The organism is Curtobacterium sp. TC1 (genome assembly GCF_019844075.1).
Taxonomy (GTDB): Bacteria; Actinomycetota; Actinomycetes; order Actinomycetales; family Microbacteriaceae; genus Curtobacterium.
Map to the genome: position 1 here is coordinate 1,185,638 of NZ_CP081964.1, position 18,290 is coordinate 1,203,927.

At 70.8% G+C, this 18,290-nt stretch carries 15 protein-coding genes; 10 read left to right on the top strand and 5 right to left on the bottom strand.

Translation table 11 applies throughout. The annotated features are described in order from the left end of the window. Positions 1–232 precede the first annotated feature (232 nt). From KZI27_RS06735 to KZI27_RS06755, 5 genes are all read left to right on the top strand, one after another. Positions 233–1,054 carry a hypothetical protein gene (locus KZI27_RS06735; RefSeq protein ID WP_261784129.1) on the top strand — a complete coding sequence of 274 codons (822 nt, stop codon included), beginning with the start codon at positions 233–235 and terminating at the stop codon, positions 1,052–1,054. Positions 1,055–1,112: 58 nt separating this feature from the next. Beyond that, complete coding sequence (locus tag KZI27_RS06740) at positions 1,113–2,114, top strand: ATP-binding cassette domain-containing protein (protein ID WP_222660093.1); 1,002 nt, start codon at positions 1,113–1,115, stop codon at positions 2,112–2,114. Further along, positions 2,111–2,959 carry an ABC transporter permease gene (locus KZI27_RS06745; protein WP_222660095.1) on the top strand — a complete coding sequence of 283 codons (849 nt, stop codon included), beginning with the start codon at positions 2,111–2,113 and terminating at the stop codon, positions 2,957–2,959. Before KZI27_RS06740 ends, KZI27_RS06745 begins: the two co-directional genes overlap by 4 nt. A 148-nt stretch (positions 2,960–3,107) precedes the next feature. Next, the gene (locus tag KZI27_RS06750; RefSeq protein ID WP_261784220.1) at positions 3,108–5,009 is read left to right on the top strand and encodes an amino acid transporter; all 1,902 of its coding nucleotides are present in this window, start codon (positions 3,108–3,110) and stop codon (positions 5,007–5,009) included. Further along, complete coding sequence (locus KZI27_RS06755) at positions 5,006–5,974, top strand: DMT family transporter (protein WP_222660099.1); 969 nt, start codon at positions 5,006–5,008, stop codon at positions 5,972–5,974. The genes KZI27_RS06750 and KZI27_RS06755 overlap by 4 nt, the downstream gene beginning before the upstream one ends. Positions 5,975–6,050: 76 nt before the next feature. Here the strand turns inward: KZI27_RS06755 and KZI27_RS06760 are convergent, their stop codons facing one another. Next, on the bottom strand, positions 6,051–7,733 hold the full coding sequence (locus KZI27_RS06760; protein WP_222660101.1) for a long-chain-fatty-acid--CoA ligase: 1,683 nt from the start codon (positions 7,731–7,733) through the stop codon (positions 6,051–6,053). A gap of 106 nt (positions 7,734–7,839) precedes the next feature. Here KZI27_RS06760 and KZI27_RS06765 point away from each other — a divergent pair, with 106 nt between their 5' ends. Beyond that, entirely contained in the window at positions 7,840–8,763 is a 924-nt protein-coding gene (locus tag KZI27_RS06765; protein WP_222660103.1) for an oxygenase MpaB family protein, read from the top strand. 95 nt (positions 8,764–8,858) lie between these two features. Here the strand turns inward: KZI27_RS06765 and KZI27_RS06770 are convergent, their stop codons facing one another. The 4 genes from KZI27_RS06770 to KZI27_RS06785 form a co-directional block, all read right to left on the bottom strand. Beyond that, on the bottom strand, positions 8,859–9,860 hold the full coding sequence (locus KZI27_RS06770) for an aldo/keto reductase (RefSeq protein ID WP_222660104.1): 1,002 nt from the start codon (positions 9,858–9,860) through the stop codon (positions 8,859–8,861). Beyond that, entirely contained in the window at positions 9,857–10,423 is a 567-nt protein-coding gene (locus tag KZI27_RS06775) for a TIGR03086 family metal-binding protein (protein ID WP_222660106.1), read from the bottom strand. The genes KZI27_RS06770 and KZI27_RS06775 overlap by 4 nt, the downstream gene beginning before the upstream one ends. Positions 10,424–10,877: 454 nt before the next feature. Continuing rightward, entirely contained in the window at positions 10,878–11,438 is a 561-nt protein-coding gene (locus KZI27_RS06780; protein ID WP_222660108.1) for a YceI family protein, read from the bottom strand. Positions 11,439–11,547: 109 nt separating this feature from the next. Beyond that, a complete protein-coding gene (locus tag KZI27_RS06785; protein ID WP_222660110.1) occupies positions 11,548–12,480 on the bottom strand; it encodes a hypothetical protein in 933 nt (310 codons plus the stop codon). Between the two features lie 486 nt (positions 12,481–12,966). Between KZI27_RS06785 and KZI27_RS06790 the strand changes: the two genes are divergently transcribed. From KZI27_RS06790 to KZI27_RS06805, 4 genes are all read left to right on the top strand, one after another. Then, complete coding sequence (locus KZI27_RS06790; protein WP_123313404.1) at positions 12,967–13,971, top strand: aldo/keto reductase family protein; 1,005 nt, start codon at positions 12,967–12,969, stop codon at positions 13,969–13,971. 236 nt (positions 13,972–14,207) lie between these two features. After that, positions 14,208–14,735 carry a GtrA family protein gene (locus KZI27_RS06795; RefSeq protein ID WP_222660112.1) on the top strand — a complete coding sequence of 176 codons (528 nt, stop codon included), beginning with the start codon at positions 14,208–14,210 and terminating at the stop codon, positions 14,733–14,735. Next, positions 14,732–16,267, top strand: a complete 1,536-nt coding sequence (locus KZI27_RS06800; protein ID WP_222660114.1) for a glycosyltransferase — start codon at positions 14,732–14,734, stop codon at positions 16,265–16,267. Before KZI27_RS06795 ends, KZI27_RS06800 begins: the two co-directional genes overlap by 4 nt. Continuing rightward, positions 16,264–18,252 (top strand): ArnT family glycosyltransferase, encoded by a 1,989-nt coding sequence (locus KZI27_RS06805; RefSeq protein ID WP_222660115.1) that lies wholly within the window; start codon positions 16,264–16,266, stop codon positions 18,250–18,252. Before KZI27_RS06800 ends, KZI27_RS06805 begins: the two co-directional genes overlap by 4 nt. The last annotated feature ends 38 nt before the right edge of the window (positions 18,253–18,290 follow it).

Sequence of the window (18,290 nt, forward strand, 5' to 3'; positions counted from 1 at the left end):
GGCGCTGTAGGCGCGCACGGTGCTGCCAACCCGGCACGGGTCGTGCAGGTGCGCACGGTGCGGACTGGAGGCGCGGGTCGCGCAAGTGCGCACGGTGCGCCCGCGGACGCGGGCGCGGCGGCGCTCGGCTGACTCTGAGCGGGCGCTCAGTCAGCGGCCGACCCCGCTCCATAGGGTGGCACTCCACGGCAGGTCCGACCGGATCGACCGTGCACCCGAAGGAGCATCGACCATGGGATTCCTCGACCGCCTGCTCGGACGTCCGGACCGCGACCGCACCGGTGACGTGCGGCAGGGCGACGCGCAGCAGAACCAGTGGGGGCAGCCGCAGCAGCAGGGCTACCGGTACGGCCAGCAGTCGTACCACCAGCCCGCTCCGACGGGGACGCCGGCCGAGCAGCAGCCGGGCGGGCAGTACGGCGTGCCGCAATGGGGTGGTGCACCCGCACAGCAGCAGCAGGGGGCGACGACCGACGACGAGCGCGCGGTGGAGCGGTACCGCTACCTGCTCCGCACGGCACCGCCGGAGCGCATCGAAGCGGTGCACGCCGAGGCGTTCGCGAAGCTCACCGACGAGCAGCGCCGCATGGTCTACGACGAGTTCACCCGCACGGCGCCTCCCGGCGAGGCTCCTCGTGGCGACGACCCCCATTCGCTCGCGCAGTCGGCGACACGGTCCGAGATCCGCCAGCCGGGCTTCATGGAGCGGTCGCTCGGCGGTGTCGGTGGGGGCGCGGGACGCTTCGGTGGCCAGCGCGGCGGGCCGTCGTTCGGCAGCATGATCGGTGCCTCGATCCTCGGCACGGTGGCCGGCTACGTCATCGGTTCGGCGATCATGAGCGCCTTCCTGCCGGACCCGGGATCGTTCGATGGCGGTACTGACGCTGCGGGTGACGGCGGTTCGGAGGACACTGGTGCTGAATCCGGCGATGCCGGTGCGTCCGACGGTGGCGCGTCCGACGGCGGCGGGTTCGAGAGTGCGGGCTGGGGCGACAGCGGATCCGACTTCGGCGGTGGCTTCGGCGACTTCGGTGGCGGTGACTTCGACGTCTGAGTGACGTCCGTCGCTCCACCGGGCCCCGGGTACCCACCGTGTCCGACGAAGGAGCGACATGGCCATCATCGAAGCCTCCGGGCTGACCAAGACGTACAAGTCGAAGTCCGGGCCGGTGCACGCACTGGCCGGACTCGACCTGTCGGTGCCCCAGGGCACCGTGAAGGCACTGCTCGGGCCGAACGGGTCGGGCAAGACCACGACCGTGAAGGTCCTCACCACCCTCATCACGCCCGACTCCGGCACGGCGTCGATCGACGGCATCGACGTGATCGCCGACCCGCAGGCGACCCGGCGGTCGATCGGCGTGTCCGGGCAGTACGCCGCGGTCGACGAGAACCTGACCGGCTTCGAGAACCTCGAGATGATCGGGCGGCTCTACCACCTGGGCCGCAGAACGTCGCGGGAGCGCGCACGGGAGCTCATCGACGTGTTCGACCTCTCCGAAGCCGGGGACCGTCCGGTGAAGGGCTTCTCCGGCGGCATGCGGCGACGGATCGACCTCGCCGGTGCCCTCGTGATGAACCCGCGCGTGCTGTTCCTCGACGAGCCGACGACGGGACTCGACCCCCGCAGCCGGCTCGCGCTCTGGGGCATCATCGAGGGCCTGGTGGCCGAGGGCGCCACGGTCCTGCTCACCACGCAGTACCTCGAAGAAGCGGACCGGCTCGCCGACGACATCGCGGTGATCGACGACGGCCGGGTCATCGCCGAGGGCACCGCCGACCACCTCAAGGCGCAGGTCGGCGGGCACCGGGTCGTCGTGACCCTGGTGGACGAGACCGACGGCGACGCCGTGACGACCGTCCTGCGCCGCTACGGCGTCGGCGACGTCGAGGCGTCGGGCGACGGCCGCACCCACGCCATCGCGGTCGAGGCCGGGCCCGCCGCCCTGCAACGGGTGCTCGCCGACCTCGGCGACGCCGGTATCGAGCTCCACGACGCGGGAATGCGGCGACCGACCCTGGACGACGTGTTCCTGCGGCTCACCGGCCACGCCGCGACGGAGGACGAGGCCGACGAAGCCGCCGCCACCAAGCAGAAGGAGACGGCCCGATGACCGCCACGACCATCGCGCCGGGTCGGCAACTGCCCGTCGTCGTCACCTCGCCGATCGCCATCTGGTTCGAGGACGGCTGGACCGTCACCAAACGGAACCTCATCAAGCTCAAGCGGTCGCCGGACATGCTCGTGTTCGCGGTGCTGCAGCCGATCATGTTCGTCCTGCTGTTCAGCCAGGTCTACGGCGGCGCGATCGCGGTCGAGGGCACCGACTACACGCAGTTCCTGATGGCCGGGATCTTCGCCCAGACCGTCGTGTTCGGGGCCACGTTCTCGGGTTCGGCGATGGCGCAGGACCTGAAGGAGGGCCTGATCGACCGGTTCCGCACGCTGCCGATGTCGGCGTCCGCGGTGCTCGTCGGCCGGACCAACTCCGACCTGGTGCTCAACTCGATCTCGATGGCGATCATGATGCTCACCGGGCTGGCCGTCGGATGGCGGGTGAACTCGTCGCCGCTCGAGTTCCTGGCCGGCATCGCCCTGCTGCTGCTGTTCAGCTACGCGTTCAGCTGGGTGATGGCGCTGCTCGGCATGAGCGTCAAGACGCCAGAGGTCATCAACAACGCCTCGTTCATGATCCTGTTCCCGCTGACGTTCATCTCGAACGCCTTCGTGCCGAGCGACACGCTGCCGCTGGTGCTGCGGGTGTTCGCGGAGTGGAACCCGGTGTCGTCGCTCGTGCAGGCGGCCCGCGAGCTGTTCGGCAACGTCGGGTCCGCGCCGGTGCCGGACATCTGGACGATGCAGCACCCGATCGTGACGGTGCTGATCGGGGTCGCGGTGATGCTCGTCGTGTTCGTACCGTGGGCGGTCAACAAGTACACGAGGATCAGCGCGAAGTAGCAGTCCTCCACAGGGGCCGTCCGGGTGCGCGCGTGCGTCACCCGGACGGCTTAGCATCGTCCACGTGACCGCGACAGACGCCGAGCGGGCCGCCCAGCGCGACGCCACGGAGCCACCCCTCGACCGCAGCACCCGACTGCGCCGCTGGATGCTGCAGGGCGCCCACCAGGGGGCGTCCCACCAGGGCCCGCACCAGGTCGAGGTCGAGAAGACCCACCCGTGGTGGCGGGTCATGTGCCTGACCGGTGTCGACTACTTCTCGACCCTCGGGTACCAGCCGGCGATCGCGGCGCTCGCCGCCGGCCTGCTGTCGCCGATCGCCACCATCGTGCTCGTGCTCGTCACGCTGTTCGGGGCGCTGCCTGTCTACCGCCGGGTCGCGAGCGACAGCTTCCGCGGTGCCGGATCGATCATGATGCTCGAGAAGCTCCTGCCGTGGTGGGCCGGCAAGCTCCTGGTGCTCGTGCTGCTCGGGTTCGCCGTCACCGACTTCATGATCACGATGACGCTGTCGGCGGCGGACGCCACGGCGCACATCGCCGAGAACCCGTACACGCCGCACTGGTTCACCGAGATCCCCGTCCCGCTCACCCTCGCGCTGCTGCTGTTGCTCGGCGTGGTGTTCCTCCGCGGGTTCAAGGAGGCGATCGGCATCGCCGTCGGCCTCGTCGCGGTGTTCCTCGCGCTCAACGCCGTCGTCGTGGTGGTCGCGCTCTGGCACGTGTTCGAGCACCCGATGGTCGCCAGTGACTGGTGGTCCGGGCTCACGGCGCAGCACAGCAACCCCCTCGTGATGGTCGGCATCGCGCTCATCGTGTTCCCGAAGCTCGCCCTCGGCCTGTCCGGGTTCGAGACCGGCGTCGCGGTGATGCCGCAGGTGCGCGGCGACGCGTCCGACGACACGAGTGCTCGGCCCGAGGGGCGGATCCGCGGCACGAAGCGGCTCCTGACCGTCGCGGCCGTCATCATGAGCTCGTTCCTGATCACCTCGTCGATCGCCACGACGTTCCTCATCCCGCAGCACGAGTTCCAGCCGGGCGGCGGTGCGAACGGCCGTGCCCTGGCCTTCCTGGCGCACCAGTACCTCGGCGGGGTGTTCGGGTCGATCTACGACTTCTCGACCGTCGCGATCCTGTGGTTCGCCGGCGCGAGCGCGATGGCCGGCCTGCTCAACCTGGTGCCGCGGTTCCTGCCCCGGTACGGCATGGCTCCGCAGTGGGCGCGCGCGACCCGGCCGCTCGTCATCATCTTCACGCTCATCGCCTTCCTGATCACGATCGTCTTCCGGGCGAACGTCGACGCTCAGGGCGGGGCGTACGCCACCGGCGTGCTCGTCCTGATCACGAGCGCCGCGGTCGCGGTCACCCTCTCGGCCCGCCGCAGGCAGCAGAAGAAGCGCACCATCGCGTTCGGCGCCATCTCGGTCGTGTTCGTCTACACGACGGTCGCGAACGTCATCGAGCGGCCCGACGGCGTCCGGATCGCAGCGATCTTCATCGTCGCCATCGTCGTGGTGTCGCTGGTCTCGCGGGTGCGCCGCTCGTTCGAACTCCGTGCGTCGTCGATCGAGCTGGACGCCACCGCCCGGCAGTTCGTCGAGGCCGACGCCGACCAGTTCAGCGCGGTGTGCATCATCGCGAACGAGCCGGGTGCCGGCACCGCCGAGGCGTACCGGGCGAAGGGACGCGAAGAGCGGCGGGACTCCGGCATCCCGGCGCGCGTGCCGACGATGTTCCTCGAGGTCCTGCCCGCCGACTCGTCGGACTTCGAAGAGGACCTGCTGGTCGAGGGGCACGTCGTGCACGGGCACCGTGTGCTCCGGGTCCGGTCCGGCAACGTGCCGAACACCATCGCGTCGACCCTGCTCGCGATCCGCGACACCGCCGGGGTCGTCCCGAGCATCTACTTCGAGTGGAACGAGGGCAGCCCGATCCGGAACGCCCTGCGCTTCGTGTTCACCGGCGTCGGCGACGTCGCACCCGTCACGCGCGAGGTCCTGCGCGAAGCCGAGCCGGACGTGCACCGCCGCCCCTCCATCCACGTCTCGTGACGGCGTCCGCGGGCAGCCGTCGTGTCCCGGCGCCCGCCGGCGGGCTCGCGGCGGTCGTCGTCGCTGCGGTGGTCTGGGGGACCACGGGCACCGCGACGCACTTCGCCCCGGGCGTCCCCGCCTTCGTCTTCGGCGCCGTCACCTTCGGGATCGGTGGCCTCGTGCTCGCCGCAGTCGCCGGACGCGGCACGGTCCGTGCCGTCGTCGAACGCCGCACCCGGGGGTGGGCACTGCTCGGCGCGACCGCGCTCGTCCCGTACGCGGTGGCGTTCTACGCCGCGCTCGCCGACGCGGGGGTCGCCCTCGGCACCACCATCGCCATCGGGTCGTCACCCGTGTTCGCCGGGCTCGTCGAGTGGGCAGCGGACCGGAGGCCCGTCACCCGCAGGTGGGTCGTCGCCACGCTGGTGAGCGTGGCCGGCATGGTCGTCGTGACCCTGGCGCGGTCCGAGCACGACGGTGGCGGTGGCGCGCTCGCGCTCGGGATCGCCAGTGCGCTGCTCGCCGGACTCACCTACGCGCTGTACTCGTGGGCGGTCGCGCGGGGACTGCACGCAGCGGCCGGGGCGGTGTCGGTGCCGGGCGGGCCCGGCGTCGAGGCCGTCGCGGCGGGGCTGCCGAACGGCCGCGGGCTCGTCGGCGCCGTGTTCGGCATCGCCGCCGTGCCGCTCGTCGTGCTCGTCGTCGTCGGCGGGGCGCCGTTCCTCGGCGACGGCGGCAACTGGCCGGTGTTCCTGTACCTGGCCATGGTGCCGACGGTCCTCGGCCACTCGCTGTACGCCGTGGGGCTGCGGGCGGTCGGGGCCTCGGTCGCGACGCTGGTGTCGTTGCTCGAGCCCGTGGTGGCCGCGGTGCTCGCCGTGCTCGTCGTCGGGGAGCACCTCGGCGTGACGGGGTGGCTCGGCATCGCGCTCGTGGTGGCCGGGCTCGTCGTGCTGGCACTGCCGGCGCGTCGCGGGCGCTGACGCACGTCGGGTCGCGGCGGTCGCCGACGCGCGACGGGTCGCGGCGGTGACGGGGCGCGGCGGTCGCTGACGCGCGTCAGTCGTCGGCGAGGATCTGGTCCCGCACCTTCCGCCGCAGCACCTTGCCGATCATCGAGCGCGGCAGGTCCTCGACCACGACGACGCGGCGCGGCACCTTGTACGCCGCCAGCTGCTCGCGCGCCCACGTCCGGAGGGCCGCGGCGTCGAACGACGACGGGTCCTTCGGCACGACGGCGGCGACGACCTGCTCGTTGCCGCCCTGCGTGATGCCGACGACCGCGACCTCCTTGACGCTGGGGTGCTTCAGCAGGGCGTCCTCGACCTCGGACGGCGACACGTTGAAGCCGCCCGTGATGATGAGTTCCTTGAGGCGGTCGACGATCCGGACGTAGCCGTCCGCGCCGATCGCCACGATGTCACCGGTGCGGAACCAGCCGTCGGGGGTGAAGACCTCGTCGGTGGCCTCGGCCTTGCCCCAGTAGCCGCGGAACACCTGCGGGCCACGGACCTGCAGTTCGCCGGGCTCGTCGACGCCGAGCACCGTGCCGTCGTCGGGGTCGACCACGCGGGCCTCGGTGGAGGACAACGGCAGACCGATCGACCCGAGGCGACGCTCCGGGGACACCGGGTTCGCCATCAGCACGGGGGAGCACTCGGACAGTCCGTAGCCCTCGACCAGGTACCCGCCGGTCCGCGCTTCCCACGGTTCGACGATGTCCTGCGACAGCGGCATGGCGCCCGAGATGCCGATCTCGATGCCCTCGAGCGACACCTTCGCCGAGTCGGCCGCGTGCTGCAGCCGCGCGTAGATCGGCGGGACGGCCGGCAGGAACGTCGGCGGGTGCTTCTTGATCGCGGTGAGCACGAGTGCCGGGTCGAACGTCGGGAACAGCACGAGCCGCGAGGCCATGCTCATCGCGAAGGTCAGGCACAGCGTCAGACCGTAGGCGTGGAACATCGGCAGCACCGCGTACACGACGTTGTCACCACGTCGGATCTGCGGCACCCAGGCGCGGGCCTGCGCGGCGTTGGCCAGCAGGTTCCGGTGCGTCAGGACGGCGCCCTTCGGCGTGCCGGTCGTCCCCGACGTGTACTGGATCAGGGCGACGTCGTCGGTGGACGGCCGCGGGTGCCGCTTCGACAGCTTGCGGGTGCCGACCAGGTCGTCCCACTTGGTCGTGCCGCGCACCGCGGTGGTCAGCTTCGCGCGGGACTCGCGGGCCTTCGCCACCGGCAGCGCCAGGGCGAGTCGGGTGCTGCGAGGCATCGCACGGGTCAGGTCGACCGACACGATCGCGTCGACCTTCACGTCGGCCGGGAAGTCCTGCAGCGTCGCGACGGACTTGTCCCAGGCGATCGCGACCTTCGCGCCGTGGTCCTCGAACTGGTGGCGGAGTTCGCGCGGTGTGTACAGCGGGTTGTGCTCGACCACGATCGCGCCGAGGCGCAGGACCGCGTAGAACGCCACGATGTGCTGCGGGCAGTTCGGCAGCACGATCGCCACCCGGTCGCCGGCACCGACGCCGAGCTTGCGGAGGCCGTTCGCCGCGCGGAGGACCTGCTCCTGCAGGTCCGCGTAGCTGGTGGTCCGCTTGAAGAACTCCAGCGCGACCTTGCCCGGGAACCGTCGTGCCGATTCCTCGACCAGGTCGATCAGGGAACCGTGCTGTTCCTCGATGTCGTGCGGGACCCCCGGGGCGTACGAGGCAAGCCAGGGACGAGGCGTGTCGATGCTCACGCGTCCCAACCTAGCGGGCCACCCCCGCGCCCGCTGGGAGACGTCGGCCACGACCGGGGTGCACGACGCCGGGCGCGCTCCCAGGGGACGGACGGACGATGACGCCATGCCCTCCGTCTCCGATGCCTTCCGCTCCCGCCTCAACGACACGTTCACCGGTGGGGCGACGAGCAAGCCGGAGTGGATCGACGAACTCGAGGACGGGACCGACGCGGGCTTCTTCGGCCCGGGTTCCGCGACGTGGGCGGTGCACGGCGGCAAGCAGACGATCGTCGCCGGCGTCCGCGCACTCCTCGTCCAGGCGTTGCACCCGGGTGCCCTCGCCGGAGTCGCCGACCACTCCCGCTACCGCGAGGACCCGTTCGGCCGACTCGCCGGCACCATCCGGTGGATCTACACGGTCTCGCACGGCGACACCGCGACCGCCCGCGGTGCGAGCGAGTGGGTGCTTCGCCTGCACGAGCGGGTGCGCGGCCAGTACGTCGACGGCCACGGCATCGCACGCGACTACGCGGCGAACGACCCCGACCTGGCCCGCTGGGTGCACCTCGCCTTCACCGACGCGTTCCTCCGCGCCGCGCAGCGCTGGGGCGGCCCGATCCCCGGCGGTGCGGACGCCTACGTCCGCGAGTGGGCGACCGCCGGCCGGCTCATGCGCGTCGAGGACGCCCCGGAGTCCGAGGCGGAGCTCCGCGCCCAGATGGACGGGTACCTCGACCGCGGTGAACTCGCCGTCACCGCGCGCACCCGCGACGTCGTGAAGTTCATCAAGAACCCACCGCTCGCGCTCATGCTGCGACCCGGCTACCAGACGCTGTTCCAGGGAGCCGTCTCGACGCTCGACCCCCGCCACCGGTCGATGCTCGGCCTGCGAGCACCCGCGATCGGACCCGTCGAACTGCCCGTCGGCCGGGCCACGGGACTCGTGCTCGACGGCATCGGCGGCGTGCTCGGCAACCAGACGGGCACCGAGCGCGCTGCGCTCGTGCGCATCGCGCGCCTCGAGCGCGAGCGCGGCGCCGTCGCCTGACACGACGGCGTGTCACGTGTCGTGGACGTGACCGGAGACGGACGGGAGGCCCGTGACCAGCTGGTCACGGGCCTCCCGTCCGGTCGGTGGGGGCGTCAGAAACCGGACGGCACCCGGGGCGTGTACGCGGACTCGAGTCGCGTCACCTCGTCGTCGGTCAGCGTGATCGCGGCGGCCGCGACCGCGTCGTCGATGTGGTGCTCCTTCGTCGCACCGACGATCGGCGCGCTCACCGCGGGCTTGCCCGCGACCCACGCCAGCGCGATCTGCGCCATGCTCACGCCGCGGTCGCTCGCGATGGACTCGACGGCTCCCACGATCGCGCGGTTCGCGTCCTCGTCCTGCCGGTAGAGCGTCTTGCCGAACTCGTCGGTGCTCGCGCGCGACCCGGAGCCGTCGGCGTCCCACGGGCGGGTGACCCTGCCGCGGGCGAGGGGGCTCCACGGGATCACGCCGACGCCGGTCGCGTGCGCGAACGGGTGCATCTCGCGCTCCTCCTCGCGCTCGAGCAGGTTGTACTGGTCCTGCATGGCGACGAACTTCGTCCAACCGTGCAGCTCGGCGGCGTGCTGCATCTGCGCGAACTGCCACGTCCACATGCTGCTCGCGCCGAGGTACCGGGCCTTGCCGGCCTTCACGACGTCGTGCAGGGCCTCCATCGTCTCCTCGACCGGCGTGACCGGGTCGAAACGGTGGATCTGGTACAGGTCGACGTAGTCCGTGCCGAGCCGGGTCAGCGAGGCGTCGATCTCGTGCATGATCGCGGCGCGGGACAGCCCGGCGCCGTTCCGACCCGGACGCATCCGGTTGAAGACCTTCGTGAAGACCTGGACGTCCTCGCGCGGCGCGAGCTCCTTGAGGAGCGTGCCGGTGATCTCCTCGCTCGAGCCGTCGGAGTACACGTTCGCCGTGTCGAAGGTGGTGATGCCGGCGTCGAACGCGCGACGCACGAAGGGGCGGGCCTCGTCGATGCCGACGCTCCAGGCGTGCGAGCCGCGGTCGGGGGCGCCGTAGGACATCATGCCGAGGATGACGGTGCTGATCTCGAGGCCGGAGGCGCCGAGGCGGGTGGTCTCCGCGGGTGCTGCGTTGCTCATGCGCTCACCTTGGCATCGCGGCCTGTGACGGCGAGCAGACGGACCTGGAGCGGAGCGTCGTCGTCGACGTCGACCGGGGCGGCGTAGAGGCCGGTGGCGGCGAGGTCCTCGATCTGCGGCTCGAAGTACTCCCACACCGCCTGCACGAGCTCGTCCGGCAGCGACTCGTCCGTGCCGGTCGCCCGCGCCAGGTCCCACGTGTGGATGGTGATGTCGCTCGTCTGCTCGGTGAGGTACTGGCCCGCCGGGACGACGTCGGTGCTGAGGTGCACGGGGGTGTCCCGCGGGGCGTTCCGCCATGCATCGGTCGCGGCGGTCGCGAAGCGCTGCCACTCGGACACGAGGTCGTCGCCGATGGCCTCGAGGTCGGCTTCGGCCTGCGCGTAGTCGCATCCGGTGAGGAGCTTCGGGATCCAGCGCTGCTCGTCGACCACGTGGGTGACGAGGTCACGGGTGGTCCACTCGGAGTCGGGCGTGGCGGCGTCCCAGTCCGTCACGGCGGCGACGCGGCGGCCGAACTCGGCTGCCGCGAGGGCCTGCATCGCGATCCAGTCGGTGGCCATGGTGGTGCTCCTGTTCGTCGGGCTGGCGTGCTCGGTGCGGTGGTGCGGTGGTTGGTAACTCGTGGGTCTCGGTGCGGATTCCCGCGCGTGCGGTGCGTACCCGTTCCCGCTGCCCAACGCTACGCCGCCGCCGGCTCGCGGGCGTCGTGCGCGCGGCGTCGCCCGCTCGCCTGCTGCCGAGCGGGCGAAATGTCGGCATCGTGCCCGTGCCCGGTGCCGAGCGGGCGAAATGCCCGGGCCGAGCTCGAACGAAGGCGGGTGTTTCGCCCGTTCGCGGTGGGACGCGAAGGGATGCGGCAGGACGCGGTGCGGCGTCCGGCGATGGTGCTCGCTGCAGACCCGAAGCCTCGGCGGGGACGACGAACGCCCCGGCTCCGTGGGGAGCCGGGGCGTGTGTCTCGGGTTCGGGTCGTGCTGTTCGGTGCCCTCAGTCAGGCAACGAGGCCGAGGGGACTCAGGCCGCCTGGAGGACGAACTGGACGTCGAGGTTGATCGTCACGTCGTTGCCGAGCGTGAAGCCGCCAGCCTCGAGCGCTGCGTTCCAGTTCACACCGAACTCGGTGCGGTCGATCTTGGTGGTCGCCTCGGCGCCGAACTTGACCTGGCCGTAGCCGTCGGTCGTGAAGCCACCGAGCTCGGCCTTGAGGACGACCGGCTTGGTGACGCCACGCAGGGTCAGATCGCCGGAGATGTGCAGGTCATCGCCCTTGGCCTCGATGCCCGTCGAGCGGAAGGTGAGCTGCGGGTGCTCTTCGGTGAGGAAGAAGTCGCTCGTCTTGAGGTGCTGGTCGCGCTGCTCCTGGCCGGTGTTGATCGACGCGACGTCGATGTTCGCCTCGACGGTCGACTCGAGGGGGTTCTCGGCGGTGACGACGGTGGCGTCGAAGGTCTCGAACTTGCCCTTGACCTTGCTGATCGCGAGGTGGCGGACCGAGAAGGTGACCTCGGAGTGGGTGGGGTCGATCTTCCAGGTGCCGGTCTGGTAGCCGGGGATGGTCGTGGCGGTGAGCGTCATGGTGGTCCTTCTTCCGAACGAGAGTCTGTGGTGCGACGCGATCCATGCGCCTGCATCAACCTGATACTACGCCAGTGTGCACCCTTTTGGTTGAAGCGTCAACCATTGTTCACTGAAGTGTCGCAAGGCGGCGGTCGTGCGGTGCCCGGTACCCGACGTCCAGCAGGCGGCGTACGCGCTGCACGAAGCGGTCGATCCCGCGGCCGACGTCATCCGCAGTGGCGCGGACCAACCACCAATCGACGTCCTTCAAGCGCTCGCCACGGGTGAGGTCCTTCCGGAAGGTGGCCGGATCGGTGCGGTGCAGATCGCTCTCGTACTCGATCGCCACCCGAGCAGCGGGATAGGCGAGGTCGACGCATGCGATCCATCTGCCGTCCACGACCACATCGTGGTTCAGGGCGGGCTCCGGGAGTCCGCGGCGCACGAGCGCCAGCCGGGCCCTGGTCTCGCCCGGCGAACGTGAGCCGGGCCTGATCTCGGCGAGCGCGCGGCGGAGCTTGACGACGCCCCGGAGTCCGCGCCGCCGACTGACTGCCTGGACGAGTTCGTCGGCCGTCGCCCATCCGAGCCACCCGACGAGGGCGTCACCGGCGATGATCAGTTCGTCGAGCGTCAACATCGTGCCGAGGGCGACGAAGGTGTCCGCGGGGGTGGTCAGCCGAACACCCCGGCTCCGGGTCGCACGGACCCTGCCGTGGTGGGCGCGGTGTCCGACGGCACCTCGGACACGAAGCGCCTGATCGGCCCCGATCGTCGTGACGTGGAGTCGTGGCGTGCCCTCGAACCGGCGGGGGAGCGGGATACCGAGGATCGCGGCGGCAGTGACGTGGCTGAACACCTGGTCGGGGCGTAGTCGGGGAGCCAGGGCTCGGGCGCGTTCGTCGACCGTTCGCGGCGGAACCGCCGAGCGGATGCCGTGGAACGGGCGAACGAGGTCACGTGCATCGAGGCGGCCACGGGACACCCCTCGGTGCAGTGCGTCACGGACGCGGAACGAGGCGTCCCGCAGCGCCAACGGGAGTCGGCGTCTGGCGGTCATCTCCACATCGTGCAGCCGAGCGGGCGCGGCGGAGGTGGGTCGCGCCTCCTGTGTGGACGGCCCGCGGTGCTGGTGCCCTTGTGGAGGAGTTGCGCCGCGGCCCGAGCGGGCGGAACACCAGGGTCCTGCTGCATGGCGACCGCGGCATTTCGCCCGCTCGCGGGGGCGAGCACCGGCGCGAACCGCCGCGCTGCCCACCGCCGGTCGGCGGAGCGATCGTGACCGGGAGGGCGGCGTCACGATGTCGGCCCTCGGGGAGGGTGTCGTGGCCACCAGACCGGCGAAGACGCGAGCGGGCGGTTTGCCAGGGTGTCGCGGCCCGGCACCCCGGCATTTCGCCCGCTCGCGGAGATGGGCGAGCGCACCCCGCCCGCACCCCGCCCGCACCCCGCCCGCACCCCGCCCCGCACGCCGGGCGCGCGGCCGCGCCCGGCAGGCACTCGCGGGGCCCCTCAGGTGTCGGCGGCCTCCAGTACCGTCGGAGCCATGGAATTCAGGTACCTGGGCAACTCCGGACTCAAGATCTCCGAGATCACCTACGGCAACTGGCTGACGCACGGCTCGCAGGTCGAGAACGACGTCGCCTCCCAGTGCGTGCGGGCAGCGCTCGACGCCGGCATCACCACCTTCGACACCGCGGACACGTACGCCAACACCGCAGCCGAGACCGTCCTCGGCGAAGCACTCAAGGGCGAGCGGCGTGCGGGTCTCGAGGTCTTCACCAAGGTCTACTGGCCCACCGGCCCCAAGCAGCACAACGACGTCGGACTCTCCCGCAAGCACATCTTCGAGTCGATCGACGGCTCGCTGACCCGCCTGCAGACCGACTACGTCGACCTCTACCAGGCGCACCGGTACGACCACGAGACGCCGCTCGAAGAGACCATGCAGGCCTTCGCGGACGTCGTCCGCCAGGGCAAGGCGCTCTACATCGGGGTCAGCGAGTGGAACGCCGAGCAGATCCGCGCCGGCGCTGCGCTCGCGAAGGAGCTCGGGTTCCAGCTCATCTCGAACCAGCCGCAGTACTCGATGCTGTGGCGGGTCATCGAGGGTGAGGTCGTCCCCGCCTCGAAGCAGCTCGGCCTGTCGCAGATCGTGTGGTCGCCCATCGCGCAGGGCGTGCTGACCGGCAAGTACAAGCCGGGTCAGCCGCTTCCCGAGGGCTCGCGTGCCACGGACGAGAAGGGCGGTGCGGACATGATCAAGCGGTTCATGCGCGACGAGGTCCTCGAGGCCGTGCAGCGCCTGCAGCCCGTCGCCGATCAGGCCGGCCTCACCCTCGCGCAGCTCGCGATCGCGTGGACGCTGCAGAACGACAACGTCGCCAGCGCCATCGTCGGTGCGTCGCGTCCGGAGCAGGTCACGGACAACGTCAAGGCAGCGGGCGTCACGCTCGATGCCGACGCGCTCGCAGCCATCGACGAGGCCCTGGGTGACCTCCCGGAGCGCGACGCGGCCAAGACCGTGTCCCCGGCGCAGCGTCCCGCCTGAGACGCGACCCACCATCGGACGGGAGGCCCGTGGCGACGCCGCCACGGGCCTCCCGTCCGTCGTGGACCCAGCCCGATACACGACGTACGGTGATCCTGCCGGTCCCAGTCCGCGGAACGCGCCTGACGACGCGTCTGCGTGCCCCGTGTGAACAGCACGTGTCGTGGAACTGGCAGAGGCCTGGGTAAGCCCGTACCCCACCCAAACCGCAGTCGCGTTACCCCCGAATCGGGGGCATGACCCGAACTGATACCCCCGTTCTGGTGTCACCCGACACCGGTGCGGTGCCGACCGTGCGACCCGGCACGGTCCGGCGCCTGCTCGCCACCGCGAGGCAACTCGCGTCGTTCGGCACGATCGGTGCCGTCTGCTTCGTCATCGACCTGGGGCTCTACAACCTGCTGCGCGCCACCGTCATGCCCGACGGTCCCATCGCCGCGAAGATCGTGTCGGCCGTCGTGTCGACCGCCGTGGCGTGGATCGGCAACCGCTTCATCACGTTCCGCGCCGAGCGCCAGACCGGCCGCCGCGAGACCGTGCGCGAGGGGCTGCTCTTCGCTGCCACCAACCTGATCGGGCTCGGCATCGCCGCGGCCTGCCTGTTCGTCTCGCACTACGTCCTCGGGTTCACCTCGACCCTCGCCGACAACGTCGCCGGCAACGGCGTCGGCCTCGTGCTCGGAACCGCCTTCCGGTTCGCCGCGTACAAGGCCCTCGTCTTCCGTTCCACCGATGCTCGTCGCACGAAGGGGTTCGCCGCATGACCATCTCCGCCACGCTGCTGACGGCCGCAGGGCCGCTGCTCCAGCCGAACGAGGGGACCGCTCCGTCGAGCGTCCCGAACCGTGGGACCACCGACGTCCCGACCGGAGGCTCCGGCGCCGTCCAGCAGGCCGCGTGGTCGCTGGGCGAGTGGATCGGCTACTCCGCCCTCATCGCCATCTCCGTGCTCCTGACGATCGTCGCGCTCACCACGTTGTGGTGGATGCTGCACGCCTGGCGCTCGCGGGACGCACTGAAGTCGACGAGCTTCAGCCAGACCCCGCGCCCGGCCGCGCACCGCTTCACCCTGCTGGTGCCCGGGCGGCATGAGCAGGAGGTCATGGGCGAGACGCTCGACATGCTCGCGAAGCAGGACCACCCGGACTTCGAGATCATCGCGATCGTCGGCGAGGACGACCCGGAGACGGACGCCGTCGTGCGCGCTGCTGCCGCGCGCCACCCCGAGCTGATCCGCGTGGTCGTCGACGACACGCTGCCGAAGAACAAGCCGAAGGCGATGAACCTGGCGCTGCAGTACGCGACCGGTGACGTCGTCGGCGTGTTCGACGCCGAGGACGAGGTCTACCCGCAGCTGCTCACCCTGGTGGACTCGCGGTTCCAGGAGACCGGCGCCGACGTGGTGCAGGGCGGCGTGCAGCTGATGAACTTCAAGTCCAGCTGGTGGTCGCTCCGGAACGTCCTGGAGTACTACTTCTGGTTCCGTTCGCGCCTGCACTTCCACGCCGGCTCGAAGTTCATCCCGCTCGGTGGCAACACCGTCTTCGTGACGAAGGAACGCCTCGACTGGTCGAACGGCTGGGACGCGCACTGCCTCGCCGAGGACTGCGAACTCGGCGTCCGCCTGTCCGCCGACGGCGCGAAGGTCGTCGTCGCCTACAGCCCAGAGGCCGTCACCCGCGAGGAGACCCCGCCGACCTTCGCCTCCCTGCTCAAGCAGCGGACGCGCTGGAACCAGGGCTTCCTGCAGGTGCTCGGCAAGGGGGAGTGGAAGAAGCTGCCCTCGTTCCGCCAGCGCTTCTTCGCGCGCTACATGCTGACCATGCCGTTCATCCAGGCGGCCACCGGGCTGCTCATCCCGCTGAGCGTCCTGATGATCCTGTTCGTCAAGGTGCCGACGGCGATCGCCCTGGTGTCGTTCATCCCGGTGGCACCGACGCTCATGCTGCTGGCCGTCGAGGTCGTGGGCCTCAACGAGTTCGGTCGCCTCTACAAGGAGAAGGTCCGCTTCCGGGACTACGTGAAGCTCGTGCTCGGTCTCGTGCCGTACCAGGTCTTCCTCGCCGCAGCGGCCGTCCGGGCCGTCGTCCGCCACGCCAAAGGGCAGAACGGCTGGGAGAAGACGGAGCACACGGGCCAGCACCGGAACGCCGAGCAGCCGGCCGAGGTCGTCGGCTTCGCGTCGGAGTTGACCGGGTCCGCGGGCGCGACGTCTTCGACTTCGACTTCGTCTTCGTCTTCGTCTTCGTCTTCCGAGCGTGAGCTCGCCGGCACGACCACCGGAGGGACCCGATGAGCGCCAGCATCACCAACACCACCGGCATCCCAATCCGCGGTGCCGTCGCCGGGGACCACACCGGCATCAGCGCCTGGTTCCGCCGACACTCTGCGAGCCTGACCTGGCTGCTGCCGGTCGTCGCGATCACCGTCATCGTGCAGGCCTGGAACATGTCCGGCACCCCGCAGCGGATCGACGACGAGGGCACGTACACCGCGCAGGCCTGGGCGATCATGCACCTGGGCGAGATCACGCACTACACCTACTGGTACGACCACCCGCCGCTCGGCTGGATCCAGATCGCCGGCTACACCGGTCTGACCGGGGCGTTCGCGCGCTACCCGTTCGCCGTCGAGGCCGGCCGCGAGGCGATGGTCTTCTTCTCCGCCGTCTCGAGCATGCTGCTGTTCGTCCTGGCCCGCCGCCTCGGTGCCGGGCGGATCACCGCTGCCGCAGCCGGACTCGTCTTCGCGCTGTCGCCGCTCGCCCTGCAGTACCACCGCACGGTTTACATCGACAACGTCGCGACGCCGTGGTTGCTCGCCGCGTTCGTCCTCGTGCTCAGCCGTCGCCAGCAGCTCGCCGGGTTCGCCGGAGCCGCTGCGTGCCTCGGCATCGCGGTGCTCTCCAAGGAGACGTACCTGCTCGCCCTGCCGTTCCTCATCTGGATGGCGATCCGCCGTGCCGACAAGAGCACCCGCCGGTACACGCTGAGCGTCGCCGGCGCCGTCCTGGTCATCATCGGCGGCGGGTACCTGCTGCTCGCCGCGGTCAAGGGCGAGTTGTTGCCGAGCAGCGGTCGGGTCAGCCTGTTCGAGGGCATCACCTACCAGCTCGGCTCGCGCTCGGCATCGGGTTCGCTGTTCGACCCGGGCAGCTTGGCCAACGCCGCCGCGTCGCAGTGGTGGGCGCTCGACCCGGTGTTCATCGTGCTCGGCTCGGCTGCCGCGGTCGTGGGGCTCTTCCTGCGCCGGGTGCGTCCGATCGCCGCGATGCTCGTCTTCCTGCTCGCGATGATGTTCCGCCCGAACGGGTACCTGCCGGTGCCGTACGTCATCATGCTCATCCCGTTCGCCGCCCTGCTGGTCGCGTACACGGCCGAGCGTGCCGTCCTGTCGATCGCCGGTCGGGTCCGTACCCGTACCCGCCTCGGCACCGGAACCCGTCGTGGTCTCGGCATCACCTGGGCCGTCACCACCGCAGTCGCACTCGTCGTGGCGGTGCCGCTCTGGGGAACACAGCTGCGCGGCTTCGTCCTGGGCAACCTCGACCTGCCGATGCAGCAGGCCGAGCAGTGGGTCGGGGACAACGTCTCGAAGTCCTCCCGACTGCTGGTGGACGACGCCATGTGGGTCGACCTCGTCGAGGACGGCTTCGCCCGGAACAACGTGGTCTGGTACTACAAGCTCGACACCGACGGAGCCGTGGAACGCCAGTCGCCCAACGGGTGGAAGGACTCGGACTACGTCATCACGACGGACTCCATGCGGACCGGCGGCAACTCGTCATCCGACATCCGCCAGGCGATCGAGAACTCGACGGCCGTCGCGACCTTCGGCTCCGGCGACCAGCAGGTCGAGGTCCGACGCATCCACGCCGAGGGATCGACGGCCGCACAGACCGCGATCACCCGGGCCAGCGACCTCCGGAAGACCATGGGCACCGAGCTGGCGTCGAACCCGGCGCTCCGGGCCGACGACGGCACCAAGTCGCAGTTCCGCGCGGGTCAGGTCGACTCGCGGGCGATGATCGCGCTCGGCCAGGTGCTCGCCGACCAGGACGTCCGCGTCGACCGGTTCACCCCGCTCACGGGCGAGACCGGCCAGCCGTTCCGCACCGCCGTCCTGCACACCAGTGACGTCGCCTCGGCCGAGCGCGTGGCCGCGACCTTCGACGCGATGTCCGAGTCGTTCCGGCCGGCGTCGGTCGAGCGTGAGGGCGAGCGGCTCACCGTCACCTACACCCCGGCGGACCCGACGACGACCGCGACGAGCGCCTCGTGACACCCGCGGCCGATGCCCGGGCCGCGCGGCGGTTCGCC